Raw genomic sequence first — 24,837 nt, 5'->3', positions numbered from 1 at the left:
GGGGGCCGTCATGTGCCTTCCGTCAACTCCGGACAACCGGGGCGTCGAGATGTTTGCCCGCTATGCCTATGCCCCCAACCACCTTGGCTACTGCGGCCCACCGGAGCTCGCCGCGTTGCGCAACGCTTCCGCCGATGACGTTCGGATCGCTGCTCGCGGTTTCTCCGGTGCCTGGCCGTACCTGGAAGTCCTCTCAAGGATGACCGGAATCGCCGACCCACTGGACCTGCGTCTCGTCGAATCTTATTGGCTGGGAGGGGGTATCGCGGCCGAAGTGGATTCCGGTGCCTTCGCGGGCCAGCTGCTCGCAGAAATCGGGCGGCTGGCCGGACAGTACTGGTCGCATCTGACCGACGATCTCGCCGGCGAGGTTGCGGCCAACCATTGTTTTCACGTGTTCGGGGTGTATCCGTGGTCTCGCTTGCTGGGCCGCGGCATCGACGAACATCCGTTGAGCGTGCTGGACAACTGCCGAATCACCTGGGGGACCGTACTTTCCCGCGCCGGCGACAACGTCGACGTCGAAGCTTGCCGGCTGTTGTGGGACGGACACGGACTCCGGCTGTCCGAGCCGTTGCCGCGGCGTCTTGACTTGTGGGACAACGGCTATAGCGCCGTGCCCGATATGACTGTCGGCGATCAGGTCGCAGTGCACTGGGGGCGGGTGTGCGGGCGGCTGACTCCGGAACAGCATCACGCACTGCGGGACAGCACCCTGCGCCAGCTCGGCGTCACCAACCAGCGGTTGGTGCGGCGCTGATGACCACGAACCGTTCGCGCATCGCGGCCGTCCGGGCGGTACTGACCCGGGAGGAATGGTTGCGGCTGGCGGCGATGGTCGGAGTGGTTGCCGCGCTGCATCTCATCGGCTGGGGCACCTTGGCGATGTTCGTGGCTCCACAACACTTCGACTTGGGCAACAAGACCCTCGGGCTGGGCATCGGTTTGACCGCGTACACCCTCGGATTGCGGCATGCCTTTGACGCAGACCATATTTCGGCAATCGACAACACCACCCGCAAGCTGATGGCCGATGGTCAGCGACCACTGTCTGTGGGGCTGTACTTCTCGCTGGGGCATTCCACAGTCGTGTTCGGACTCGCGTTGCTGCTGTCGATGGGGGTCAAGACGATCATCGGTGCCGTCGAGAACGACGTCTCGGCGCTGCACCACTACACACGCCTGATCGGTACCGGAGTCTCCGGCACCTTCCTACTGCTCATCGCGATCATCAATATCGGCATCCTCGTCGGCACCCTGAAGGTGTTCCGCCAAATGCGTTCGGGCGCTTATGACGAAGCTGAACTCGAAGACCAGCTCAGCAAGGCGGGATTGCTGAATCGGATCTTCGGTGGCCTGATGAAGTCGATCACCAAGCCTCGACAGATGTTCCCGGTCGGGGTTCTGTTCGGGCTCGGTTTCGACACCGCGACCGAGGTAGCACTGTTGGTGCTGGCGGGGACGAGCGCGGCCGCCGGGCTGCCCTGGTACGCCATCTTGTGCCTGCCGATTCTGTTCGCCGCCGGCATGAGCCTGCTGGATGCCGCCGACGGCACCTTCATGAACTTCGCCTACGGGTGGGCGTTCCTCCGGCCGGTACGCAAGGTGTACTACAACATCACCATCACCGGGTTGTCCATCGCGGTAGCGCTCGTCATCGGCGGTGCCGAGCTGCTCGGTCTGCTGGCTCAGCAGCTCGGCTGGACGGGCGGTTTGTGGGATTGGATCGGCGGCGTGGACCTGAGTCTGCTCGGCTTCATCATCGTCGGGCTGTTCGTCGTCACCTGGGTCGCGTCGCTGTTGATCTGGCGTTACGCCAAGATCGAAGCCAAATGGTCGGCGAGTGCTTCGGCTGGGTCCTCGACCGGGTGAGTGAGCGCCCCGGTGAAACCGCAAACGGCCCCACCCGCACGAGTGAGGCCGTCTACGAAGACCACTTACGACGCGCGGCGGATGCCCCGTTTCAGCAACAGTTCGCGCTCGCCTTCGCTGAGCCCGCCCCAGATGCCATACGGTTCGCCGACGGCCAATGCGTGCGACCGGCACTGCGTGATCACCGGGCAGGCCCGGCACATCTCTTTGGCGCGCATTTCGCGCTGAGCGCGAGCGCGGCCGCGCTCGCCATCGGGGTGAAAAAACACCGCGGAATCGACGCCCCGGCACGTGCCGTGCATCTGCCAATCCCACATATCGGCGTTGGGTCCGGGAAGCTGCTGCGGCTGTGGCATTGGGAAAGAACTCCTCCCCGCGCTTCCAATTTGAAATCTTTGGATGCGCGTCGATCTGCAAATGGCCCGAGGACTTGTCGCCGATGACAACTCGTGCACACAACGTAGAAGGACTCGGCAAATTCCGTCAATAGCCACGCTCTGTGCGAAACCCCATAAGTGCAGGTCAAGAATTTACATCACGTTCATCTACGCGATGCTTTGGAAACGAAACACATGGTGGCGATATTGTCTGTCGCTGCCTGAAAGCCCCTGTTTTTGCAGTTCGCGTCAGTTCGCCACATCGATCAATTTGTGGCGGAATTGGATGTCGTTGACATGTTGTTAACACGGCGAGCATTAATTATTAACGAAACCTGCCCAACTCGCAGCGTCAGGGAACGGGGCTGTACGGCGGTGCGCCATTGATACCGTGCTGACTCGATGACCGCAACCGATACCGCGACGCCCTCTGCCGACCAGCCAGCCGCCCGACTCCGGGCCGCCGCTTTTGGCAACGATCTGCCATGTTGGCCGCTGCCGACGGCGCACTCGGTCGACGAGCTGTGGCTGCGCGCCGTCGCCGCCGGCGGTCAGGGCCGCTACGCCGTCGCGTTTGCTGATCTGGACGCCGTCGCGCGTCGGGGGAACGGTTCGTTGCTGTCGTTGGCGCAGAGCACCCGTGCCTCGTTTCTCCGACAGGTCGGTTGGCACCGCCTGGCCCGGGTCGCCGACGGCAGGGCGTGGGCGTTGGTCGCGCATCAGCCCGACGCCGCCGAGGCGCGGGCCGACGCGCTCGTCGGTCTGGCCGCCGACGCCCTCGGGATCGGCCGGTTCGGGGTGGCGCAGCGGCTACTCGAGCGGGCCGTGATCGACACCGCGAACAGCGGGGTACCGCGTCAACGTGTCCGGCTGGCCTGGGTCAGTGCCGAATTAGCTATGGTCAGCGGCCGTGGCGAGGAGTCCGTCGCGCACGCCGAACGCGCACGGGAGCTCGTCGGTGACCTGGGCTCGCCGCGCCACGCCGTGAAGACCGACGTGGTGTACTCGGCGGCGTTGTGCAGCGCGGGCCGGTTCGACGAGTCCCGCCGGGTCGCCGACGCCGCTCTGGGGCATACCCAACAATTCGGCTTGGTGCCGCTGACCTGGGCATTGGGTTGCCTGTTGAGTGATATCGGCAGCGTCGAGCACAGCCCGGAGGGGCTGGCGCAGATCCGCGACGACGCCGCCGCGACCGTACGCGACCGCGGCGGGCGATGGGCGTGATGAGTCTGGCCGCCCGCACCAGTCATTACTGTTGTCCTGACATACCAACCACGGCACCGCCTCGTCCGTAACGCTGGAGAACGCGCACACGATGACATTTTCGGGAGATGGTCTCGATGCTGTCGTTGCTGACGCAGTTGCCGGCAATCGCGACGCGCTCCGCAAGGTGTTGGAAACCATCCGCCCGATCGTCGTTCGGTACTGCCGTGCGCGCTTCGGGGTCGGTGAACGACAGGGTGTTTCCGCGGACGATGTGGCTCAGGAGGTGTGTTTAGCTGTGATCACGGCACTGCCGCGGTACAAGGACCAGGGACGGCCGTTCCTGGCTTTCGTGTACGGCATTGCCGCTCACAAGGTTGCTGACGCGCATCGCGCCGCCGGCCGCAACCGCTCTGAAGCCACCGACGATCTACCGGACCGCCCCTCGACCGAACTGGGCCCCGAACAGTTGGCCATCGATGCCGACGCGGCGGCCCGGATGAACCGGTTGCTGGCGGTGCTGCCCGAGAAGCAGCGCGAAATCCTGATCCTGCGTGTCGTCGTCGGCATGAGCGCCGAGGAGACCGCCGAGGCCGTCGGCAGCACCGCCGGCGCGGTACGCGTCGCTCAGCACCGGGCGCTGGCACGGCTGAAGTCCGAGATCGGTTCGACGGAGCGTGGCCATGCCTGACTCCGGACAATGGTCACCGGGCGGCGGTGACCCCTCGCTCAACGAGATTCGACGCGTCGACCGATTCTTCGACGCGCTCGCCGCCGACGAGCACGCGTACTCGACGGACTCCACCGAAGCCGAGCTGGCCTTCCTGCTCGCCGACTGGCGCGACGGCATCCGCGAACCCGCGGTGACGACGCCCGTCACTGCCCGTGACGCTGTGGCGGCCCTCCAGAAGGGGTTGCACCGCAAGGAATCTCGGACATCGCTGACCATCGTCGGCTCGGTCGCGGCCGCGCTGTTGTGCCTCGGTGGCTTCGGCACCGCGATCTACACAGCCGGACCGAATTCCTCGCTGTTCGGCCTGCACACCGCCATGTTCGGCGCCCCACGGGTCAGTGACGAGCAGGTGATGCTGGCTGCGCAGACCGAGATGCAGCAAGTGCAGCAGCTGATCGACAACGGCCAGTGGCAGCAGGCGCAGGACAAGTTGCAGGCGCTGAGCCCGACCGTGCAGAGCGTCGACGCCCCAGAGCACAAGCAACAGCTGATCCAGCAGTGGAATGCCTTGACCTACAAGGTGGTCGAGCAGAACCCCGCGGCCACGCTGCCGCCGCCGGGGGAGCCGCAGCCGGTCCTGCCGTCCTCGCCGCTGACCCTGTTGCCGGTCCCGGTGGTCGAGCCCACGTCGTCGTCGAGCGCGACGTCCATCACGTCGACGACCACCTCGTCGTCCACGACAGCAACGTCGACCGACACGTCTTCGACGTCGACCAGTGCCTCGACGTCGCCGTCGGAGACGACGACCACGTCCTCGTCGACGAGTGCGACGTCCCCGACCGAAACGTCGAGTTCCGCGTCGTCGACGGCATCGAGCAGTCCGACCGCCACGTCGACGCCGTCGTCCTCGGCATCGACGGCCACCTCTGCGCCGTCGACGGTGCCGCCCACTGCGACGGCCACCGCCACCCAGTCCGCGACACTGCCCTCGACCGAACCCGTTGTCACCAACCCGCCCACGGCGTCGGCCACGGTTGCGCCGTCACCGACCCAGAGCCCGGCACCCGCGCAGACGGTCACGACCGTCGCCCCGACTGTCACGGTGCCCTCGGTGACCACACCGGCACCAACGAACCCGCCGGTGCAGGCCACCGTCGCTCCAACCACCAAGGAAGCCCAGCAGGAGCCGACGCGCGAGAGGTCGGTTGTGACCACCACGCAAGCGCCGTCGGGTTCGGGTTCGGGACACGGCCAGCACTGATTCGCGCCGCGCCGGTCCAGCGGTTGACTCTGTAACGACGGCGCTGGCCACTCGGCTTTTTTCGCCCTCAGCGCAAGATCAACGCGCCGGGCGTGATGTCCGGCACGTCAAGAGAAAAAAATCAGCGGTAGCCGTCGTGCTCCGAGGTGGCCTCGTTCAGCGACGCGTCGGCGTAGCCGCGGCAGTAGTCCCACGTCACGTAGGCATCGGGCTCGGGATCGTAGGCCGGCTCGTGCGGACGGACGGTGCCGTCGACCAGAAGCTGCAGCAGGTTCGCGCGCAGCATGTCCCAGTCGTGGTAGTGGTCCTGCTGGCATTCGTCGCAACAGACGACGAGGCCGCGAATGCCCTTGTGTGCCAACAGGGTTTCGTAGACCGCCAGATCGGCCAGATCGGCCTCGACGGCCATGCGTTCCTGCGGGTCCAGGGGTTGCCCCGGCTCCAGCGCATCCAGAACAGCCGACGGGTCCATGGGATCGTCGGCGAACGGGTCGGGTGGCAAGCCCGGCGGCAGGTGGTCACGCACACGTCCACCCTACTTATCACCCCAGGCGATGCGCCAGCCGTTACCCCGGCGAGCCGTCACCTGGTGCGGTTCGGCGCACCTAGTAAGGGCCGATAGGATGGCTTTTTAGATCCACGACTGTGTCTGCCCTGGAGGCCCCACCCATGTCGATCGCTGAAAGCAGCGTTCCCATTTCTGTTCCGGTGCCGACCGGCGGTGACGATCCGACCAAGGTCGCGATGCTCGGGCTGACCTTCGATGACGTCCTGCTGCTGCCCGCGGCGTCGGACATCATCCCGGCCACCGCCGATACGTCCAGCCAGTTGACGCGCAACATCCGGCTGCGGGTGCCGCTGGTCAGCTCGGCCATGGACACCGTCACCGAGTCGCGGATGGCGATCGCGATGGCCCGTGCCGGCGGCATGGGCGTACTGCACCGCAACCTGCCGCTCAGTGAGCAGGCCGCGCAGGTCGAGACCGTCAAACGGTCCGAGGCCGGCATGGTCACCGATCCGGTCACCTGCTCGCCGAGCAACACCCTCGCCGAGGTCGACGCCATGTGCGCCCGGTTCCGGATCTCGGGCCTGCCCGTCGTGGATACCGCCGGGCAGCTCGTCGGCATCATCACCAACCGCGACATGCGCTTCGAGGTCGACCAGGACAAGGCCGTCGCCGAAGTGATGACGAAGGCTCCGCTGATCACCGCACAAGAAGGCGTGTCCGCGGAAGCTGCGCTGGGCCTGCTGCGCCGGCACAAGATCGAGAAGCTGCCGATCGTCGACGGGCACGGCAAGCTCACCGGGCTGATCACCGTCAAGGACTTCGTCAAGACCGAGCAGTTCCCGCTGGCCACCAAGGACAGCGACGGACGCCTGCTCGTCGGTGCGGCCGTCGGTGTCGGTGACGACGCCTGGACGCGTGCCATGACGCTGGCCGATGCCGGGGTCGATGTGCTGATCGTCGACACCGCGCACGCCCACAACCGCGGCGTGCTGGACATGGTGGCCCGCCTCAAGAAGGCCGTCGGCGACAAGATCGAGGTCGTGGGCGGAAACGTCGCCACCCGGTCCGCCGCCGCCGCGCTGTGCGAGGCCGGTGCCGACGCCGTCAAGGTGGGTGTCGGGCCCGGCTCGATCTGCACCACCCGCGTCGTCGCCGGTGTCGGCGCGCCGCAGATCACCGCGATCCTGGAGGCGACCGCCGCGTGCCGTCCCTACGGCGTGCCGGTGATCGCCGACGGCGGCCTGCAGTACTCGGGCGACATCGCCAAGGCGCTGGCCGCCGGCGCCTCGACCGCGATGCTCGGCTCGCTGCTGGCCGGTACCGCCGAATCGCCGGGTGACCTGATCTTCGTCAACGGCAAGCAGTTCAAGAGCTACCGCGGTATGGGGTCGCTGGGCGCCATGCAGGGCCGCGGTCAGGGCAAGTCCTACTCCAAGGACCGTTACTTCCAGGACGACGTGCTCTCCGAGGACAAGCTGGTGCCCGAGGGCATCGAGGGCCGGGTGCCGTTCCGGGGACCGCTGTCGACGGTCATCCACCAGCTCACCGGCGGTCTGCGGGCGGCCATGGGCTACACCGGCTCGGCCACCATCGAGCATCTGCAGCAGGCGCAGTTCGTGCAGATCACCGCGGCGGGCTTGAAGGAAAGCCACCCGCACGACATCACGATGACCGTCGAAGCCCCGAACTACTCCTCGCGCTAACTGACAAGGAAGTCACTACACACATGCGTGACATGGTTGAAATCGGCATGGGCCGGACCGCTCGTCGTACCTACGAACTCGATGACATCAACATCGTCCCGTCCCGGCGGACCCGCTCCAGCCAGGATGTGTCCACCGCCTGGCAGCTGGATGCCTACCGGTTCGAGTTTCCGCTGCTGGCCCATCCGACCGACTCGTTGGTGTCGCCCGAGTTCGCGATCGAGATGGGTCGTCTCGGTGGCCTCGGCGTGCTCAACGGCGAAGGCCTGATCGGCCGGCACCGGGACGTCGAGGACAAGCTCGCCCGGGTCGTCGAGCTCGCCGCCAAGGATGACGACCCGTCGGCGTCCGTCCGGCTGCTGCAGCAGCTCCACGCGGCCCCGCTGGACCCGGAGCTGCTCGGCGCCGCTGTCGCGCGGGTCCGTGAAGCCGGTGTCACCACGGCGGTGCGGGTCAGCCCGCAGAACGCCCAGGCCCTGACGCCGACGCTGGTCGCCGCCGGGATCGACCTGCTGGTCATCCAGGGCACCATCATCTCGGCCGAGCGGGTCGCCCAGGATGGCGAGCCGCTCAACCTGAAGACCTTCATCTCCGAGCTCGACGTGCCGGTGGTCGCCGGTGGCGTGCTCGATCACCGCACCGCGCTGCACCTGATGCGGACCGGCGCGGCCGGCGTCATCGTCGGCTACGGCTCGACCTACGGGGCGACGACCAGCGACGAGGTCCTGGGCATCAGCGTGCCGATGGCCACCGCCATTGCCGACGCTGCCGCCGCGCGCCGCGAATACCTCGACGAGACCGGCGGCCGCTACGTGCACGTGCTGGCCGACGGCGATATTCACACCTCTGGCGACCTGGCCAAGGCCATCGCCTGCGGCGCCGACGCGGTTGTGCTGGGCACCCCGCTGGCCGCTGCCGCCGAGGCGCCTGGTGACGGCTGGTTCTGGCCGGCCGCGGCAGCGCACCCGTCGCTGCCGCGCGGTGCCCTGATGCAGGTCGCGCTGGGCGAGCGTCCGTCGCTCGATCAGGTGCTCAACGGCCCGTCCGACGACCCGTTTGGTTCGATCAACCTGGTCGGCGGTCTGCGCCGGTCGATGGCCAAGGCCGGGTACTGCGACCTCAAGGAATTCCAGAAGGTCGGCCTCACTGTCGGTAGCTAGTACCGGCGGTAGCGAGTTAGGCATACCTTGGTAGCTGGTTACCGAGCGGTAGGTCCATACTTTTGCCATGGAGCCTGACTACGACGTCTTGATCATCGGCTCGGGGTTCGGAGGCAGCGTCAGCGCCCTCCGGCTCACCGAGAAGGGTTACCGCGTTGGGGTTTTGGAAGCCGGCCCCCGGTATTCGGACGCCGACTTCGCCAAGACCTCGTGGGACCTGCGAAAGTTCCTGTGGGCCCCCAAGTTGGGCATGTACGGCATCCAGCGGATCCATCTGCTGCGCAACGTGATGATCCTGGCCGGCGCGGGCGTTGGCGGCGGTTCGTTGAACTACGCCAACACGCTGTACATCCCGCCGGACCCGTTCTTCAACGACCCGCAGTGGAAGGACATCACCGACTGGCGCGCCGAGCTGATGCCGCACTACGAGCAGGCGCAGCGCATGCTCGGCGTGGTCCAGAATCCGACGTTCACCGACGCGGACAAGATCATCAAAGAGGTCGCCGAGGACATGGGCTGCGCCGACACGTTCGTCGCGACGCCGGTCGGCGTGTTCTTCGGGGCCGACGGTGAGAAGACGCCGGGCAAGACGGTTCCGGACCCCTACTTCGGCGGGGCCGGCCCGGCCCGCACCGGCTGCATCGAGTGCGGCGAGTGCATGACCGGCTGCCGGCACGGCGCCAAGAACACCCTGGTGAAGAACTACCTCGGTCTCGCGGAAAAGGCGGGGGCACAAGTACATCCGCTGACCACCGTGTCCAGCTTCCGGCAGCGCGGCGACGGGCTGTGGGAGGTGGCGACCCGACGGACCAACGGCCGGGTGCGGCGCGGCAAGCGAACCTTCACCGCCAAGTACCTGATCGTCGCGGCCGGTACCTACAACACGCAGAAGCTGCTGTTCAAGGTGCGCGACACCGGCAAGCTGACCAAGCTGTCGGACAAGCTCGGCGTGCTGACCCGGACCAACTCCGAGTCCATCGTGGGTGCCCAGACCCGCGAGGTGCCCACGGACATGGATCTCACGCACGGCGTGGCCATCACCTCATCGATTCACCCGACGCCGGACACCCACATCGAACCCGTGCGGTACGGCAAGGGCTCCAACGCGATGGGCATGCTGCAGACGCTCATGACGGACGGCGCCGGCCCGCAGGGCACCGACGTGCCGCGGTGGAAGCAGTTCCTGAACCAGGCCGGCGAGGACCCGCGTGAGCTGATCCGCCTGCTCAACCCGCAGCACTGGAGTGAGCGCACCGTGATCGCGCTGGTGATGCAGCACCTCGACAACTCGATCACCACCTTCACCAAGCGTGGGCCCGGTGGCTTCCGGATCATGTCGTCCAAGCAGGGCCACGGCGAGCCCAATCCGACCTGGATCCCGGTCGGCAACGAGGCGACCCGGCGGATGGCCGAGAAGGTCGGCGGTATCGCCGGCGGCACCTGGGGCGAGCTGTTCAACATCCCGTTGACCGCCCACTTCCTGGGCGGCGCGGCGATCGGTGACAGCCAGGCGACCGGAGTCATCGACCCGTACCACCGCGTCTACAACTACCCGACGCTGTTCGTCACCGACGGTGCCGCGATCTCGGCGAATCTCGGTGTGAATCCGTCACTTTCGATCGCGGCGCAGGCCGAGCGCGCGGCGGCGCTGTGGCCGAACAAGGGCCAGGACGACGCGCGGCCGGCCCAGGGCGAGCCCTACCAGCGGATCGAACCGGTCGCACCGGACCGTCCCGTCGTCCCGGTCGACGCCCCCGGCGCACTTCGCCGGTTGCCGATCACCCCGATCTAGTAGGGACTTGTGCACGTCTGGTCACGCTCGGCGCGACCAGACGTGCACAAATCGCGCGTGGTTACGCCGCGCTGATGACCCGGCTCGGCGTCCCGTGGACATCGACCGGGACATCGCCGGTCAGCGTGACGCGGTGCATCAGCCGGTGCTGGCCGTCGTAGTCGTCGACGGCGCGGTGCTGGGTGGCCCGGTTGTCCCACATCGCGACGTCGCCGGGCTGCCAATCCCAGCGAACGGTGTTCTCCATCATGGTGATCCGGCGCTGCAGCAGCTCCAGCAGGGCCGCTGACTCGTAGCTGTCCAGGCCGACGAAGCCGCGCACGAACTGGCCGGCCACCAGGGTGCGTTCCTCGGTCTCCGGGTGCACGCGCACCACCGGGTGCTCGGTGCGGAAGTCGGGTTTCTGGAACTCGGCCTGGTAGCCCTTTTGCTCGTCGGACAACTGGGTTGTATCCACGGTGACGTCCTTGAGGTAGTCGAACCGGTTGGAGTGCACGGCCCGCAGGTTCTCGACCAGCGCCTTGAGCGGCGCCGGCAGTGCGTCGTAGGCCGCGGCGGTGGAGGCCCACAGGGTGGATCCGCCGTAGGTCGGCAGGGTGACCGCCCGCAGGACCGACGCCGAGGGGTAGTCGGGCATGAACGTGACGTCGGTGTGCCAGCGGTTGGCCTTGCCGTACTCCGAGTCGATCGGGGTGATCTTCGGTGCGTCGGTGCGCTTCATCGCGTGATGGCCGACCAGATCGCCCATCAGTTCCCCGAAAGCCTGCTGCTGCGCGTCGTCGAGGTGGTCCTGGCCACGGAAGAAGATGACCTTGTGCTCCAGCAGCGCGCCGCGGATGTCGGCGACGGTCTCGGGGGACAGGTCACCGCCCAGGCGCACACCGTCGATGACGGCGCCGATCTTGCTGGTCAGTTTGGTAGCAGTGAACATGGCAATCCTTTCGACCGAAGCGACTGTAGTCAGTTGACTACAGTGCATGGACGCTAGTGTAACCACATGACTACAGGTGTGCCAGTGGGCCGGGACGAGGTCGTGGCGGCCATCCTCGAAGCCGCAGCTGAGCTGTTCGCCGCGCGCGGGCCGGCGGCCACGTCGATCCGGGATATCGCCGCCAAGTCCAACGTCAACCACGGGTTGGTGTTCCGGCACCTCGGCTCCAAGGACAAGCTGGTCGGCGCGGTGCTGGACCATTTGGGTCAGCGACTCGAGGCGCTGATCGCGGCCGGTGTGCCGGCAGACGTGATCGACGCGGCCGTGGATCAGCAGCTCCGGGTGATCGCCCGGGCCGCGCTCGACGGCTACCCGGTGGGGGAGTTGCAGACCACATTTCCCAACATGACGCGGCTGCTCGACGAATTCACGCCCCGGTACGCCGACGAGAACCAGGCCCGGCTCGCGGTGGCCAACATCATTGCGCTGCAACTGGGTTGGCGGCTGCTCGGGCCGTTCCTGCGATCGGCGCTGGGGCTGGGCGAGATGACCGACGACGAGGTCCGCACTGCCGTGGGCGTGGCCGTCGAGCGGCTGGCAGTGCCTCCAGCTGCCCACCACTAGACTGAGCGGGTGCAAACACCAGCTTCACAGCCCGTTCTGGTCATCGACTTCGGTGCGCAGTACGCGCAGCTGATCGCCCGCCGGGTGCGCGAGGCGCGGGTTTTCTCCGAGGTCCTGCCGCATACCGCGACGGTCGAGGACATCAAGGCCAAGAACCCGCAGGCCATCGTGCTGTCCGGTGGTCCGTCCAGCGTCTACGACGAGGGCGCTCCGCAACTAGATGCCGCGATCTTCGACCTCGGCGTCCCGGTGTTCGGCATCTGCTACGGATTCCAGGCCATGGCCCAGGCGCTCGGCGGCACCGTGGCGCACACCGGCACCAGCGAATACGGCCGGACCGAGCTGAAAGTAGCTGGCGGAGAACTGCATTCAGGGCTGCCGGACTCGCAGCCGGTGTGGATGAGCCATGGCGACGCGGTCACCGCGGCGCCCGCCGGGTTCGAGGTGGTGGCCAGCAGCGCCGGCGCCCCGGTCGCCGCGTTCGAGGACCGGGCCCGCAAGCTCGCCGGCGTCCAGTACCACCCCGAAGTGATGCACTCCCCGCACGGCCAGCAGGTGCTCAGCCGCTTCCTGCACGACTTCGCCGGTATCGGCGCGACCTGGACCGCGGCCAACATCGCCGACCAGCTGGTCGAGCAGGTGCGCGAGCAGATCGGCGACGGCCAGGCCATCTGCGGCCTGTCGGGCGGCGTCGACTCGGCGGTGGCTGCCGCGCTGGTGCAACGCGCCATCGGTGACCGACTGACCTGTGTGTTCGTCGACCACGGCCTGCTGCGGGCGGGCGAGCGTGAGCAGGTGGAACGCGACTTCGTCGCCGCCACCGGCGCCAAGCTCGTCACCGTCGACGAGGCCGACCGCTTCCTCGACGCCCTCTCCGGCGTGACCAACCCCGAAGGCAAGCGCAAGATCATCGGCCGCGAGTTCATCCGGGCTTTCGAGGGCGCGGTGCGTGGCACCCTCGGCAGCAGCGAGTCCGAGATCGAGTACCTCGTCCAGGGCACGCTGTACCCGGACGTCGTCGAATCCGGCGGTGGTACCGGTACCGCCAACATCAAGAGCCACCACAACGTCGGCGGCCTGCCCGAGGACCTGAAGTTCAAACTCGTCGAGCCGCTGCGGCTGCTGTTCAAGGACGAGGTGCGGGCCGTCGGCCGCGAGCTGGGTCTGCCCGAGGAAATCGTTGGGCGCCAGCCGTTCCCGGGCCCCGGTCTGGGTATCCGGATCGTCGGCGAGGTGACAGGTCCGCGGCTGGACACGCTGCGCCGGGCCGACTCGATCGCCCGCGAGGAGCTCACCGCGGCGGGCCAGGACCAGAGCATCTGGCAGTGCCCCGTGGTGCTGCTCGCCGATGTGCGTTCGGTCGGCGTGCAGGGCGACGGACGGACCTACGGGCACCCGATCGTGCTGCGTCCGGTGTCCAGCGAGGACGCCATGACCGCCGACTGGACCCGCGTGCCTTACGAAGTGCTGGAACGCATTTCGACCCGGATCACCAACGAGGTGCCTGAGGTCAACCGCGTGGTGCTGGACATCACCAGCAAGCCGCCGGGCACCATCGAATGGGAGTGAGTTCGCGCTAGCCCGGCGTAGGCTGTGTGCCGTCGGCCGTTCGAGGCGTCTCGATCTGGGACGCCCGCGCCGCGGGGGAGCGGGGGAAGCTCATGTCATCACGTGGATTTGTCGTGCGGGTAGCGAGCGCGGTGCTCGTGGCCGGGGCTGCATTCGGGATCAGTGCCGGGACGGCGTCCGCGTGGCCCATCCCGATAACGCCGGAACAGCAGCGTTTCATCAATCAGGCCCGCGCAGCCGGCTTCCCCGGCGATGACGATGCCGTGCTTCAGGCCGGCCTCCGGGCGTGCCAGTTGCTGATGACGGGCTCGGGGACCCAGGGTGCCACCGACGGGATCGTCGGTGAGACCGGTGCCGATCCCGGCCCCGCCGCTGCGCTGGTGCGCCGGGCGCATGGCACCCTCTGCACCTCGGCTCGCGGCTGAGCTTCATGGCAGCGAGGGCTTAGCACAGTCGGGTTGATGACCTTCGTCTCTTTCACGTGGTTCTCGGTGGCGGAACCATGAGGGGGCGTTGCTTGGTGTCCGTGCCGTTGGCGCAACGAGCAATGCCGTAAGTAGAGGTGCTCCGATGGGTCGAATTACTGAGTCTTCTTGTCCGGCAAGCGGATTCCTGCGCTGTGCTCCCAGGGTCGTCGCCGCTGCCGGCGCGATCGTTGCACTAGGCGTTCTCACCGCTGCCTGCGGTGGTAACCAGTCTCCGCCAGGCAACACCACGACGACGACCACGACGACGACGCCGCCCGCCTCCGTGTCGCCGACCCAGAAGTCGATCGACCCCTCGGGACCGAATTCTTTTACGCCGTCGGTGCTGGCGCCGCCGCCGCAGACTGCGCTGCCCGGGGTGCATCACAACTTCTGATCTGAGCCGGTTGGGACTTTTGGCCCTGCCGTGAGTGCCCGACCGGTCAATAGCGTTCGTGGCAACGCGATCCAGAGAGGTTTGGTGGCGGTGGTGCGATTGGAAAGCGGCCCAGGCCGGAACGGTAGTCCGGTCGTGAGTGGGCAGTCATGACGGCAGAAGCGCCTCCAGTCGCACAACTTCAGGCTCGTCGCCCGTTCCCGGAGCGGATGGGCCCCAAGGGCAACCTGATCTACAAGTTGGTGACCACAACCGATCACAAGCTGATCGGCATCACGTACTGCGTCGTCTGCTTCATCTTCTTCTTCATCGGCGGCTTGATGGCGCTGTTCATCCGCGCGGAGTTGGCGCTGCCCGGATTGCAGTTCCTGTCCAACGAGCAGTACAACCAGCTGTTCACCATGCACGGCACAGCGATGCTGCTCTTCTACGCGACCCCGATCGTGTTCGGCTTCGCCAACCTGGTGCTGCCGCTGCAGATCGGCGCCCCGGACGTCGCGTTCCCCCGGCTGAACGCATTGTCGTTCTGGCTCTTCGTTTTCGGCGCTCTGATTGCGTTGTCCGGATTCATCACCCCCGGTGGCGCGGCTGACTTCGGCTGGACCGCGTACACCCCATTGTCGGATGCGATCCACTCCCCGGGTGCCGGTGCAGATCTCTGGATTCTCGGCGTAGCCGTCGGCGGCCTGGGCACGATCCTCGGTGCCGTCAACATGATCACCACCGTGGTCTGCATGCGCTGCCCTGGCATGACGATGTTCCGCATGCCGATCTTCACCTGGAACATCTTCATCACCTCGATCTTGGTGCTCATGATCTTCCCGCTGCTGACCGCCGCCCTGTTCGGTCTGGCTGCTGACCGCCGCCTGGGTGCCCACATCTACGACCCGGCCAACGGCGGAATGATGCTCTACCAGCACCTGTTCTGGTTCTTCGGCCATCCCGAGGTGTACGTCATTGCGCTGCCGTTCTTCGGCATCGTGAGCGAAATCGTTCCGGTGTTCTCCCGCAAGCCGATCTTTGGCTATACGACCTTGGTCTACGCCACGATGAGCATCGCGGCACTGTCCATGGGCGTGTGGGCACATCACATGTACGCCACCGGCGCCGTGCTGCTGCCGTTCTTCTCGTTCATGACGTTCCTGATCGCGGTCCCGACCGGTATCAAGTTCTTCAACTGGATCGGCACCATGTGGAAGGGGCAGTTGACCTTCGAGGCACCGATGCTGTTCACCGCAGGCTTCCTGATCACGTTCCTGCTGGGTGGTCTGTCGGGTGTGCTGCTGGCGAGCCCGCCCTTGGACTTCCACGTCACCGAGTCGTATTTCGTTGTCGCACATTTCCATTACGTGCTGTTCGGCACGATTGTGTTCGCCACCTATGCGGGCATCTACTTCTGGTTCCCGAAGATGACGGGCCGCCTGCTCGACGAGCGCCTAGGCAAGCTGCACTTCTGGCTGACCTTTATCGGTTTCCACACCACCTTCCTGGTGCAGCACTGGCTGGGCGATTCAGGTATGCCGCGTCGATATGCCGACTACCTGCCGACCGACGGTTTCACCACGCTCAATATCGTTTCGTCGATTGGAGCGTTCATCTTGGGCATATCCACGCTGCCGTTCGTCTGGAATGTGTTCAAGAGCTGGCGTTACGGCGAGCCGGTGTTGGTTGACGACCCGTGGGGCCACGGCAACTCCCTGGAGTGGGCCACCAGCTGCCCGCCGCCGCGGCACAACTTCACCGAGTTGCCCCGGATCCGTTCGGAGCGGCCGGCTTTCGAGCTGCACTACCCGCACATGGTCGAGCGGATGCGCGCAGAAGCCCATGTCGGGCGGCGCCACACGACCGATGAGCCGTCGACGCTCACCGCAGCGGGTCGCCCCGCCAGCTGAAGCTGTTGACGTACTGGCCCATGTCGAGGGCCAGTTGCAGGCCGACGGCGGACGGTTTTCCGGACCCGAAGTCTGGCCCGAACGGGTGGTACGGCCCCGTCGCGGCGGCGATCAGTGCCAGGTCGTTCTTGACGGCGACCAGCACCAGCAGCCGCATGCGGGAGAATTTGCGGCTGGCGCCCTGCGGATACCAGTCGGCGACCAGGCCGTAGCCCGCCTGGTATCCGACCATGGCGTTGGGGACTTCGTACGCGGTCTTGGCGTCCGGATAGCTCGACGTGATCAGTTCGGCGGCAATGTCTTTCGGCTGCCGTCCGGTCGCGGGCCGGCTGAACAACTGCAGCATCCCGCCGTCGCCGGCCAGCAGCTTCGCCAGGATGCCGTGGTCGTCCTTGGTCACCTCGTAGGCCGCTCCGGCGGCCGGGTAGGCGACGCTGAACGAGCCGTCAGGTGCGGTGAACCGGGGGTTGATGGTCACCGGTTGGCCCATGGGTGGATGGCCGCATTCGGGTGGGCACACGTACCGCACTGCCGGTTTCTCCAGCAGGCCGGACACCCCGACCAGGAGCGCGGCCACGACCACGGCGGCGAGGGCGAAGATCAGCGTCACCTGAACGCGTTTCGTCGTCCGGGTCGGCGTCGCTGAGTAGGACGTGGCATGCAGCGAGTAGCCGGGGAGGAGCCCCACAGTCAGGCTGTCGGCGGGTACCGGGCGGTCGGCGCGCTGGCCGTGACGTGCGGCCCGTGACGACGCCCGGGTGGCGGCACCGCAGGCCGCGCAGAACGGGGCGTCGGGCACCACGTGGCCGCACTGAGCGCACAGCAGGGGCTCGTCCATGTTGTATTCGTCGTGGGCCTCGTGCAGCAGCGCCAGGTGCAATCCGACCCGCAACGCCAGTAGCGCGATGAGGGTGAGAGCGAAATACATTGCCAGCTGTACGAACTGGGGTAGCTGGACCATGTCGATCAGGCCGAGCAGTGCGTAGACCACGCCGACGATCACCGCGATCAGGGTCAGTGTCAGCCGGACGTAGCCGCGATGTTGGTGTGCCTTGTTCGGTGGCCGGGTGAACCACAGTGCGGCGCCGATCAGGCCGCCGACGGTGGCCGCGATGATCGGGGTGGCCAGGCCACGGATTCCGGCCTCGACCAGCAAGCCTTGCAACGGCCGGTCGCGGTTGACCATGCCCGTGCCGAACTGTGGCGCCAGCCGGGTCAGGGTTGCCGCCGCGGTGAAATAGATGGCGGAGTGGGCACCAATGGCATAGCCGTGCAAGGCTTCTCGGTGGCCCGGCCGGACCAGACGGAGGGTCAGCGTCGGTACCTGCATGAGCAACAGGCCACCTAGCGTGACGCCGACACCGGTTCGCAACATGCGGGCCGCCGCGATACCGGCACCGAGTGGGATGCCGTAGGACCGGGCGGCCACAACGCCGGTGAGCAGTGCCCACCCGACGCCCAGGGTGATGGCCATGCCTGCGGCCAGCCACAGGTTGCCGCGGGGCGCGTCCCGATTGAATTCGGATTCCCGCAAGTAGATTCCGAAGATCACGGGCAGCCCGAGGACGGCGACCGCAACCAGTGCCCCGGGCAGGCGGAGCATCGCGGTGGCCACCAGAGCGAGCACCAGGGCGATGAGCCCGAGCATGAACGACGTGCGCGACCGTGGGGACAGGTGCGGGAACAGCGAACTGGTGATCGACAGGCGAAGCAGATGCTGGCCGGGGGCGGCGCTGAACGACCGTGCCCGCAACCAGTTCGGTCCGTCGTGGCGGTGTTCGCTCAACGGTGCGCCGCACAGTCCGCAGTACTCACCGGCCGGAACGTCCAGCTGGCAGACCCCACACTCCATCATCGGCCGGTCTTCGAGCTGGGTGCTCACTGCGTCACCTTCTGCAACAGCGCCAGGTCGGCCACCAGGTTCTCCAGATTCGGGGTGCCGAGGCCACTGACCAGGTCGTAGCCGGGGCCCGCGGTGTCAATGGCGTTGCCGCCCAGGGTGATATCGCGGAACGCGGGGTGCGGGGCGCCGGTGGCGATGCGGTACAGCTGTGGGTTGAGGGCGCCGACCAATCGCCCGCCGTTCGCGGTGAGGTGCTGGTTCATGACGGCGGTCAGCCCAGCCCAGATCGGCGCCGCCTGTGAGGTGCCGCCGCCGACGACAACCTCTTTGTCCACAACGATTCTCACGCCGGTGTAGGGATCGGCGACGGCCGAGATGTCCGGCGTCATGCGCTTCCCCATACCGCGTCTCGGGTCGATGTGGTCCGCTGCATTCGACTGCCAGCGTGGCCGGTCGAACAGCGCGGAAACCCCGCCGCCGGTGCCCTGAGAGAGCGGGACGTTGAACCAGGCCTGTTCGTCCAGCCATTGGCCGTCGGCGTCGGTGGACAGAGTGCTGCCGCCGACGTTGGTCATCTCAGGCAGGGACGCCACCGAATCCAGACCGACGTCGTTCGGGCCGGGCGGGGAATCCCAGTCGTCGCCGCCCTTGCATTCCAGCCCGGCCAGGTCACCGCTGGCGTCAAAGGCCGTGGTGCCGTGTGATGCCGCGGCGGCCAACGCGGAACGGACGGGCGCGAGGTCGGCCGCGGTTGTCAGCTTGTCGCAACCCCAGCCGATCGACAGGCTCCAGACCGCGCCGGGGAAATCGCGGTCGGCCTGTTCGAACATCTCGCCGATCTTCAGGTAGGCGCCGTCGCCGGTGACCGTGGGACGGGCGTTGACGACGACCAATCGGGCGTCGGGCGCGATGGCGTGGATCACCTCGAGATCCATGGTGGTCTCGCCGTGGTCGTCGCCGGGCTTCCCGCCGACGAGGACCGGGGTGAATTTGGGCAGGCCGAAGGTGGTGGCGAACTGATCCAGGTCGGCTTGGTCGTAGCCGTTGAAGGCGAAGACCACCACCGTGGTGCCCTTGCCGGTGTAGCCGGCAGCGGCCAGCTTGTCGGCGTGATAGGCGCTGAGCAGGTGGCTGGGGGTCAGGCCGCGTTCCGGCACACCGAGTGGCCGGGGTGGTGGGGTGGATTCGTGATGCGGCGTGTAGCTGAGGATCCGGCCCAATTCGGTGACCGTGCCGTGCAATTCGGTGGGGACTTGGGGCTGTTGCGGCGCCGCGTAGAACTCCTGCCCACGCCGGCTGCGGTAGTCGTGCACCTGGACGCCGAAGGCGGTGCCCATGCGGTCGGGGTCGCCTTCGACGACGGCCCAGGTGTCACCCGGCCGCCAGCGCACCGAAAGTCGTTGCAACTCCGCCCAATTGATCAGGGCATCCGGCCGGTAGCCGTCGTCGAGAGTGGCGGTGAGTTGGACGCGCTGCTGCGCATGCGCGCGTCCGAGATCGGTGGAGGACGCCAGCAGCGACGCGAAGGGGCCGTCGATGGTGCCCGACGGCTGGTCAGGCGCCGCGGTCGGCCGGCCCGGGATGGGCAGGTTGAAGACCAGCACCAAGGTGGCGGCAAGCGCCAGGGCCAACAGCCATCGCTTGGACGGTGTCCGAGTCGGCGGTGACATGTAGCAACGGTAGCGCGAACCCGGATTCTGCTGGGCCGGTAGGCAACCCGGGTCGGTTGTCAGTTGCGGTGGGTGCCCGGGGTGGCGGTGGGCGCCGGGTTGGCCGTGACCGACGGGGTGAACAGGTTGCCACCGTTCGGGCTGAGCGACTTCTCGGTCGGGGTGACCGCCGCCGACGTCGTCGTCGTGGTCGTGGTCGTCGTCGACGAGGGTGTCTCGGGGGCTTTCTTCTCTTCGCCGCAGCCTGCGGTGAGGCCGATCATCGCGATGAGCGCGGTGCCGCCTGCGGCGACTGTGATGCGGTGGACCAGACGATTCGAACGCACGATGCATGCCTTCCGCTAGCGCAACGGTCCACCAAGCCCGAGTGGGATTCCAGACCTATTCCAATTACGAGCGTACAGGTCAGAGCGCTGCAGTGACGGCGTTGTGGGTCGTCGGCGGCTTGACCATGTCGGTGGGTGGGTGTTTACTCACGGTATCGAACAAACATTCGAATATTGGTAGTGGTTGATGGTGCGGGAGGTGTTGTTGTGGCGGCTGTGACCAGTCTGGCGGATAGCCGGATTGACCGCGCTGACCAGCTGGAACAGCTCCGGCGCAAGATCGCCGAGATGTCTGGGTCGGCAGGTTTGCGTGACCGGGACCGGGGTCGGCCGGAGTCGGCTCCGAAGGCTGTCGAAAGTTTGCTGGAACCGCCGGATTTCCAGTCTGAGCTGCTGCCCGACGTGTTGCCCCGTGGCACGGTCGCGGTGCTCTCGGGGGCCCGGTCGCTGCCGTTGCGGATGGTGGCTGCGGTGACGGCGTCCGGTGGGTACGCGGCCATCGTCGGTCAGCCCAAGGTCGGGCTGCTGGCGGCGGTGGAGATGGGGGCCGATCTGGAACGCATCGCGCTCATCCCGGATCCGGGACCGGACCCGGTGGAGGTGGCCGCGGTGCTCATGGACGGGCTCGATCTGGTGCTGCTCGGCTTGGGGGGCAAGTCGGTGCCGGCCGGCCGGGCACGGGTGGTGGCGTCCCGGGCCCGGCAGCGCGAGTGCACCCTGCTGATCACCGATGGCGACTGGCCTGGGGCGACGGCCCGGTTGGAGGCCAGGGTCCGCGGGTATGAGGTGGTCGGCGCGGGCGCCGGGGACCCGGTCCCAGGGTGCGGACGGATCGGCCGGGTACGGCTGGACACGCGGGCTCGGGGCCGCTCGATGCGCCCGCTCCAAGCTGTGGGTGGGTGAGATGTCCGATCCTGCACACCGGGTACTGGCCATCTGGTGCATGGATTGGCCGGCGGTGGCCGCGGCGGTGGCGGCCGGGCTGCCGGTGACCGAGCCGGTGGCGGTCACTCTGGCGAACCGGGTGGCGGCCTGTTCGGCGTCGGCCAGGGCGTTGGGGGTGCGGCGCGGGCTGCGGCGCCGGGAGGCGCAGGCCCGCTGTCCCCAATTGCATGTCGCCACAGCCGATCCGGCGCGGGACGCCCGGCATTTCGAGGGAGTGACGGCTGCGGTCGACGAGGTCGTGCCGCGCGCGGAGGTGCTGCGGCCGGGGCTGCTGGTGTTGCCGGTCCGTGGCGCGGCCCGGTACTTCGGGTCCGAACAGGCTGCGGCCGAGCGACTGGTCGACGCGGTGGGGACGGCCGGGGTCGAATGTCAGGTCGGCATCGCCGACCAGTTGCCCACCGCGGTGTTCGCGGCCAGGGCGGGACGGATCCTCGCGCCGGGCGAGGATGCGCAGTTTCTTGCCGAATTGTCGATCCGGCAGCTGGCCACCGAGCCGAGCCTGTCCGGCGAGGGGCGGGAAGAGCTGTCGGACTTGCTGTGGCGCATGGGTATTCGGACCATCGGGCAGTTCGCGGCGCTGTCCCGGGCCGACGTGGCGTCCCGGTTCGGGGCGGATGCCGTGGTCGCGCACCGGTTTTCGCGGGGTGAACCGGCGCGGCGACCATCGGGGCCGGAGACGCCGGCGGACCTCGATGCCGTGATGGACTGCGACCCGCCGATCGACCGAGTGGATGCGGCGGCGTTCGCCGGGCGCTCGCTGGCCGGCCGGCTGCACCGCAGCCTGGAGTCAGCCGGGGTGGGGTGCACCCGGCTGGCCATCGATGCGGTGACTGCCAATGGTGAAGAATTGCAACGTGTTTGGCGGTGCGCTGAACCACTGACCGAGGACGCCACCGCGGACCGGGTGCGGTGGCAGCTGGACGGCTGGTTGACCAGGCGGGGTTTGGGTAGGGCTGGGCCCACCGGGCCCATCACGGTGCTGCGGTTGCATCCGGTCGAGGTCGTCTCGGCAGCGGCGCTGCAGTTGCCGTTGTGGGGCTCCTCCGGGGATGACGACCGAATGCGGGCCCGGCGGGCGCTGGTGCGGGTTCAGGGTCTGCTGGGGCCGGAAGCAGTGCAGGTGCCGGTGCTCGGCGGTGGGCGGGGACCGGCCGAACGCATCACGCTCACCCCGCTGGGGGATGAGGTGGTGCCGCGCAGCGATCCGACTCACCCCTGGCCGGGACGGCTACCGGAGCCTGCTCCGGTGGTCCTGCTGGATGATCCGGTGGAACTTGTTGATGTACAGGGTAATTCGGTTCGGGTGACGGACCGGGGCATGTTCTCCACCGATCCCGTGGGGTTGACGGGTTCGGGCTATCGCGGGGCGTTGCGCTGGTGGGCGGGGCCGTGGCCCGTCGACGAGCGCTGGTGGGACCCGGAGCGGGGGAAAGGCCGCACGGCTCGGGCTCAGGTACTGCTCGGGGGCGATGGGGAGAGCCGTGCGCTGCTGCTGTGCTACCGGCAGCGGCACTGGTACGTGGAGGGGGTCTATGAATAGCGGAGCGCTTTCTGGATAATGGTTGTGCACAATTGAATTGTGGGCTACAGTTCATTACGTGGACGCACTCACCTTGGACCGCCAGCTCTGCTTCGCCCTGTACTCGGCGTCGCGGGCGATGACGGCGGCCTATCGGCCGATCCTGTCCGAACTGAACCTCACCTACCCGCAGTACCTGGTGCTGCTGGTGCTGTGGGAAGAGGATCGGGTCACGGTCGGCCGGCTGGGCGAACGGCTGCAGCTGGATTCGGGGACTCTCTCACCGCTACTGAAACGGTTGGAAGCCAATGGATTCATCCGTCGTGAACGGTCGCTGCAGGACGAGCGTCAGGTCGAGGTGACCCTCACCCCGGCCGGCCGCAAGCTCGAAGGGAAGGCTCAGTGCATTCCCGAGCGGCTGGGTGCCCAGACGGGCATCACCGAGCAGGAAGCAGCGGACCTGCGCGACGCGATCCACCGATTGACCGATGCCCTCACCGCATCGCACTGAGTTACCGACGCAACCCGCGTCACCGGCACCAACCAACCACAAGGAGATCGACATGAAGGCGCTCTACACCGCAGAAGCCCTGGCCACCGGCGAAGGTCGCGACGGCCACGGCCGTACCTCCGACGGCAAGCTGGACCTGGACCTGGCCATCCCGAAGGAGATGGGTGGCAGCGGTAACGGCACCAACCCCGAGCAGCTGTTCGCCATCGGCTACGCCGCCTGCTACCACTCGGCGCTGCGTCTGGTCGCCCGCGAGGCTAAGGCCGACGTCACCGATTCGTCTGTGGGAGCGCGGGTTTCGCTCGGCCAGCTGGACAACGGCGGATTCGGCCTGGCAGTCGAGCTGGAGATCACCCTGCCCAACCTGGAGCACGACGCTGCCCAGGAGTTGGCCGACAAGGCCCACAAGGTGTGCCCCTACTCGAACGCGACTCGCGGCAACATCGACGTCAAGATCACCGTCACTGACGACTGATCGTCACCCCGCCGACTGGCCACTTGTGACGCGAAATCCGCGAATTTCCGTGTCACACGTGGCCATTCGGCGTCAGAGGGTGGAGGCGAACCTGCCGACCCGCTCGATGAACCGGTCGAAGAAGGCCACCGGATCGACCTCGACGCCGATGTGGGCATTGGGCTGACGCCCCCAATGCCCACGCCAGTCGGCCACCGTCATGCCGCGGGTCAGGGTGCCCAGCAGTTCCACGTCGACCGTCGCCTGTTGATACCGGACGATGTCCGGGTCCAGGGCCACTGCCGCCGCGAGCGGATCGTGCAGGTGCGCCAGATAGCCCTCGCCCTGGTCGTAGTGGAACTCGAAGTAGAACCGCATGGCGTCTTCCAGCACCCGGATCAGTGCGTTGGACGACGTGGAGCGCGTGCCGCGCTCGTCCAGCACGCTCATCGGCGATGACGGCCCGTCCGCCGCGGTTGCCAGCCGGCTCAGCAGCGACGGTGTCATCGCGATGTTCTCGGTCAGGTTGAGCCCCAGAATGATTGGCAGATGGGCCGGATCGTCCAGGCCCCACGCCGCACCCCAGACCGAGAACACCTCGGCCGCGGCTTCCGGGTCGACGCTGATATTCCATTCGGACACCGGCGTGGTGTTGCCCCGGTAGTCGAAGGCCCCGCCCATGATCACCAGCCGACGCAACAGCCGGGGGAGTGACGGTTCCAGCCGTAGCGCCAGCGCGAAGTTGGTCAGTGGACCGGTGACCAGACCGATCAACTCGCCCGGGTATTCGCGGGCGGCCTGGATCCATGCCTCAGCGGCGTCGTACTCGGTGAGCACGCCGCCGGTTTCGGACACTGGATTCGGCTCGGGCAGTTCGGCGTACCCCAACCCCCGCGGGCCGTGGGTGTCCTCGGCGGTACGCAGGGGTGTGGCCAGCGGGACGCTCGAGCCGCGGGACACCGGAATGGGGCCCACTCCGCACAACTGCAGCAATCCCAGGTTGTTGACGCACACCTGGTCGACCGGGACATTGCCCGCCGTCGACGCGATGCCGACCAGCTCGGCGTCGGCGCTGGCCAACAGATAGGCCAGCGCCATCGCATCATCTACGCCGGTGTCGACGTCAGCAAAAACCGGCTGCAC

General features: G+C 67.3%; 24 protein-coding genes. 17 read left to right on the top strand and 7 right to left on the bottom strand.

From position 1 onward, the window contains the following. The first annotated feature begins 10 nt into the window (after positions 1-10). Positions 11-760 carry a DUF6390 family protein gene (locus tag TL10_RS14280; protein WP_043986094.1) on the top strand — a complete coding sequence of 250 codons (750 nt, stop codon included), beginning with the start codon at positions 11-13 and terminating at the stop codon, positions 758-760. Next, entirely contained in the window at positions 760-1,872 is a 1,113-nt protein-coding gene (gene nicT / locus TL10_RS14275; protein ID WP_043986093.1) for a Nickel transporter NicT, read from the top strand. The genes TL10_RS14280 and nicT overlap by 1 nt, the downstream gene beginning before the upstream one ends. 65 nt (positions 1,873-1,937) lie before the next feature. Here nicT and TL10_RS14270 read toward each other — a convergent pair whose 3' ends face one another. Next, on the bottom strand, positions 1,938-2,228 hold the full coding sequence (locus TL10_RS14270; RefSeq protein ID WP_043396841.1) for a WhiB family transcriptional regulator: 291 nt from the start codon (positions 2,226-2,228) through the stop codon (positions 1,938-1,940). Positions 2,229-2,651: 423 nt separating this feature from the next. On the opposite strand from TL10_RS14270, the gene TL10_RS14265 reads away from it, so the two are divergent. From TL10_RS14265 to TL10_RS14255, 3 genes are all read left to right on the top strand, one after another. Further along, positions 2,652-3,473, top strand: a complete 822-nt coding sequence (locus TL10_RS14265) for a tetratricopeptide repeat protein (RefSeq protein WP_043396840.1) — start codon at positions 2,652-2,654, stop codon at positions 3,471-3,473. Between the two features lie 91 nt (positions 3,474-3,564). Further along, on the top strand, positions 3,565-4,143 hold the full coding sequence (locus TL10_RS14260; protein ID WP_043396838.1) for a sigma-70 family RNA polymerase sigma factor: 579 nt from the start codon (positions 3,565-3,567) through the stop codon (positions 4,141-4,143). Beyond that, positions 4,136-5,386: an anti-sigma-D factor RsdA gene (locus TL10_RS14255; protein WP_131630743.1), complete on the top strand. Its 1,251-nt coding sequence runs from the start codon at positions 4,136-4,138 to the stop codon at positions 5,384-5,386. Before TL10_RS14260 ends, TL10_RS14255 begins: the two co-directional genes overlap by 8 nt. Before the next feature lie 121 nt (positions 5,387-5,507). Here TL10_RS14255 and TL10_RS14250 read toward each other — a convergent pair whose 3' ends face one another. Then, entirely contained in the window at positions 5,508-5,912 is a 405-nt protein-coding gene (locus tag TL10_RS14250; protein ID WP_020102483.1) for a DUF5319 domain-containing protein, read from the bottom strand. A gap of 143 nt (positions 5,913-6,055) precedes the next feature. Here TL10_RS14250 and guaB point away from each other — a divergent pair, with 143 nt between their 5' ends. From guaB to TL10_RS14235, 3 genes are all read left to right on the top strand, one after another. After that, on the top strand, positions 6,056-7,597 hold the full coding sequence (gene guaB / locus TL10_RS14245) for an IMP dehydrogenase (protein ID WP_043396833.1): 1,542 nt from the start codon (positions 6,056-6,058) through the stop codon (positions 7,595-7,597). A 32-nt stretch (positions 7,598-7,629) separates the two neighbouring features. Beyond that, positions 7,630-8,757 carry a GuaB3 family IMP dehydrogenase-related protein gene (locus TL10_RS14240; RefSeq protein WP_192830240.1) on the top strand — a complete coding sequence of 376 codons (1,128 nt, stop codon included), beginning with the start codon at positions 7,630-7,632 and terminating at the stop codon, positions 8,755-8,757. 67 nt (positions 8,758-8,824) lie between these two features. Then, a complete protein-coding gene (locus TL10_RS14235) occupies positions 8,825-10,549 on the top strand; it encodes a GMC family oxidoreductase (protein ID WP_043986091.1) in 1,725 nt (574 codons plus the stop codon). A gap of 61 nt (positions 10,550-10,610) precedes the next feature. Here the strand turns inward: TL10_RS14235 and TL10_RS14230 are convergent, their stop codons facing one another. Further along, a complete protein-coding gene (locus TL10_RS14230) occupies positions 10,611-11,480 on the bottom strand; it encodes a TauD/TfdA dioxygenase family protein (RefSeq protein WP_043986090.1) in 870 nt (289 codons plus the stop codon). A 66-nt stretch (positions 11,481-11,546) separates the two neighbouring features. Between TL10_RS14230 and TL10_RS14225 the strand changes: the two genes are divergently transcribed. From TL10_RS14225 to ctaD, 5 genes are all read left to right on the top strand, one after another. Then, entirely contained in the window at positions 11,547-12,104 is a 558-nt protein-coding gene (locus TL10_RS14225; RefSeq protein WP_043986089.1) for a TetR/AcrR family transcriptional regulator, read from the top strand. A 9-nt stretch (positions 12,105-12,113) separates the two neighbouring features. Then, positions 12,114-13,673: a glutamine-hydrolyzing GMP synthase gene (gene guaA / locus TL10_RS14220; RefSeq protein ID WP_043396820.1), complete on the top strand. Its 1,560-nt coding sequence runs from the start codon at positions 12,114-12,116 to the stop codon at positions 13,671-13,673. A 113-nt stretch (positions 13,674-13,786) separates the two neighbouring features. Beyond that, positions 13,787-14,098 carry a DUF732 domain-containing protein gene (locus TL10_RS14215; RefSeq protein ID WP_231575609.1) on the top strand — a complete coding sequence of 104 codons (312 nt, stop codon included), beginning with the start codon at positions 13,787-13,789 and terminating at the stop codon, positions 14,096-14,098. Positions 14,099-14,243: 145 nt separating this feature from the next. Then, positions 14,244-14,534 (top strand): hypothetical protein, encoded by a 291-nt coding sequence (locus TL10_RS30170; protein WP_231575608.1) that lies wholly within the window; start codon positions 14,244-14,246, stop codon positions 14,532-14,534. Between the two features lie 149 nt (positions 14,535-14,683). Next, positions 14,684-16,426 carry an aa3-type cytochrome oxidase subunit I gene (gene ctaD, locus TL10_RS14210; RefSeq protein WP_043396817.1) on the top strand — a complete coding sequence of 581 codons (1,743 nt, stop codon included), beginning with the start codon at positions 14,684-14,686 and terminating at the stop codon, positions 16,424-16,426. On the opposite strand, the gene TL10_RS14205 is transcribed toward ctaD, so the two are convergent. The 3 genes from TL10_RS14205 to TL10_RS14195 are packed head-to-tail and all read right to left on the bottom strand — an operon-like array spanning position 16,398 to position 20,265. Further along, positions 16,398-18,281 carry a hypothetical protein gene (locus TL10_RS14205; RefSeq protein WP_043986140.1) on the bottom strand — a complete coding sequence of 628 codons (1,884 nt, stop codon included), beginning with the start codon at positions 18,279-18,281 and terminating at the stop codon, positions 16,398-16,400. The two genes, ctaD and TL10_RS14205, sit on opposite strands and share 29 nt — an antisense overlap. 23 nt (positions 18,282-18,304) lie before the next feature. Continuing rightward, the gene (locus tag TL10_RS14200; RefSeq protein WP_051954930.1) at positions 18,305-19,939 is read right to left on the bottom strand and encodes a S53 family peptidase; all 1,635 of its coding nucleotides are present in this window, start codon (positions 19,937-19,939) and stop codon (positions 18,305-18,307) included. A gap of 59 nt (positions 19,940-19,998) precedes the next feature. Further along, positions 19,999-20,265, bottom strand: coding sequence for a hypothetical protein (locus TL10_RS14195; protein ID WP_043396811.1), 267 nt, complete (start codon positions 20,263-20,265; stop codon positions 19,999-20,001). A gap of 207 nt (positions 20,266-20,472) precedes the next feature. On the opposite strand from TL10_RS14195, the gene TL10_RS14190 reads away from it, so the two are divergent. From TL10_RS14190 to TL10_RS14175, 4 genes are read left to right on the top strand one after another with little or no spacing between them, the layout of a single operon-like run. Continuing rightward, complete coding sequence (locus tag TL10_RS14190; RefSeq protein ID WP_043396808.1) at positions 20,473-21,168, top strand: DnaE2-dependent mutagenesis accessory factor ImuA'; 696 nt, start codon at positions 20,473-20,475, stop codon at positions 21,166-21,168. Between the two features lies 1 nt (position 21,169). Continuing rightward, positions 21,170-22,750 (top strand): DNA polymerase Y family protein, encoded by a 1,581-nt coding sequence (locus tag TL10_RS14185; RefSeq protein WP_043397123.1) that lies wholly within the window; start codon positions 21,170-21,172, stop codon positions 22,748-22,750. 58 nt (positions 22,751-22,808) lie between these two features. After that, positions 22,809-23,240 (top strand): MarR family winged helix-turn-helix transcriptional regulator, encoded by a 432-nt coding sequence (locus TL10_RS14180; RefSeq protein ID WP_043396805.1) that lies wholly within the window; start codon positions 22,809-22,811, stop codon positions 23,238-23,240. A gap of 52 nt (positions 23,241-23,292) precedes the next feature. Further along, positions 23,293-23,715, top strand: a complete 423-nt coding sequence (locus TL10_RS14175) for an organic hydroperoxide resistance protein (RefSeq protein WP_043396802.1) — start codon at positions 23,293-23,295, stop codon at positions 23,713-23,715. Between the two features lie 72 nt (positions 23,716-23,787). Here TL10_RS14175 and TL10_RS14170 read toward each other — a convergent pair whose 3' ends face one another. Beyond that, positions 23,788-24,792 carry a nucleoside hydrolase gene (locus TL10_RS14170; RefSeq protein WP_043986137.1) on the bottom strand — a complete coding sequence of 335 codons (1,005 nt, stop codon included), beginning with the start codon at positions 24,790-24,792 and terminating at the stop codon, positions 23,788-23,790. Between the last annotated feature and the right edge of the window lie 45 nt (positions 24,793-24,837).

It is taken from the genome of Mycolicibacterium llatzerense (assembly GCF_000878195.1).
GTDB lineage: Bacteria > Actinomycetota > Actinomycetes > Mycobacteriales > Mycobacteriaceae > Mycobacterium > Mycobacterium llatzerense.
This window is presented reverse-complemented; position numbering and strand designations above follow the sequence as displayed.

Bases quoted from the DNA above. Each gene is read 5' to 3' on its own strand.
- TL10_RS14170 (WP_043986137.1), bottom strand. From the start codon at position 24,792: ATGGCGCTGGCCTATCTGTTGGCCAGCGCCGACGCCGAGCTGGTCGGC.
- ctaD (WP_043396817.1), top strand. From the start codon at position 14,684: ATGACGGCAGAAGCGCCTCCAGTCGCACAACTTCAGGCTCGTCGCCCG.
- TL10_RS14255 (WP_131630743.1), top strand. From the start codon at position 4,136: ATGCCTGACTCCGGACAATGGTCACCGGGCGGCGGTGACCCCTCGCTC.
- TL10_RS14185 (WP_043397123.1), top strand. From the start codon at position 21,170: ATGTCCGATCCTGCACACCGGGTACTGGCCATCTGGTGCATGGATTGG.
- TL10_RS14235 (WP_043986091.1), top strand. From the start codon at position 8,825: ATGGAGCCTGACTACGACGTCTTGATCATCGGCTCGGGGTTCGGAGGC.
- TL10_RS14270 (WP_043396841.1), bottom strand. From the start codon at position 2,228: ATGCCACAGCCGCAGCAGCTTCCCGGACCCAACGCCGATATGTGGGAT.
- TL10_RS14240 (WP_192830240.1), top strand. From the start codon at position 7,630: ATGGTTGAAATCGGCATGGGCCGGACCGCTCGTCGTACCTACGAACTC.
- nicT (WP_043986093.1), top strand. From the start codon at position 760: ATGACCACGAACCGTTCGCGCATCGCGGCCGTCCGGGCGGTACTGACC.
- TL10_RS14200 (WP_051954930.1), bottom strand. From the start codon at position 19,939: ATGTCACCGCCGACTCGGACACCGTCCAAGCGATGGCTGTTGGCCCTG.
- guaB (WP_043396833.1), top strand. From the start codon at position 6,056: ATGTCGATCGCTGAAAGCAGCGTTCCCATTTCTGTTCCGGTGCCGACC.
- TL10_RS14265 (WP_043396840.1), top strand. From the start codon at position 2,652: ATGACCGCAACCGATACCGCGACGCCCTCTGCCGACCAGCCAGCCGCC.
- TL10_RS14260 (WP_043396838.1), top strand. From the start codon at position 3,565: ATGACATTTTCGGGAGATGGTCTCGATGCTGTCGTTGCTGACGCAGTT.
- TL10_RS14230 (WP_043986090.1), bottom strand. From the start codon at position 11,480: ATGTTCACTGCTACCAAACTGACCAGCAAGATCGGCGCCGTCATCGAC.
- TL10_RS14205 (WP_043986140.1), bottom strand. From the start codon at position 18,281: ATGATGGAGTGTGGGGTCTGCCAGCTGGACGTTCCGGCCGGTGAGTAC.
- TL10_RS30170 (WP_231575608.1), top strand. From the start codon at position 14,244: ATGGGTCGAATTACTGAGTCTTCTTGTCCGGCAAGCGGATTCCTGCGC.
- TL10_RS14225 (WP_043986089.1), top strand. From the start codon at position 11,547: ATGACTACAGGTGTGCCAGTGGGCCGGGACGAGGTCGTGGCGGCCATC.
- TL10_RS14175 (WP_043396802.1), top strand. From the start codon at position 23,293: ATGAAGGCGCTCTACACCGCAGAAGCCCTGGCCACCGGCGAAGGTCGC.
- TL10_RS14280 (WP_043986094.1), top strand. From the start codon at position 11: ATGTGCCTTCCGTCAACTCCGGACAACCGGGGCGTCGAGATGTTTGCC.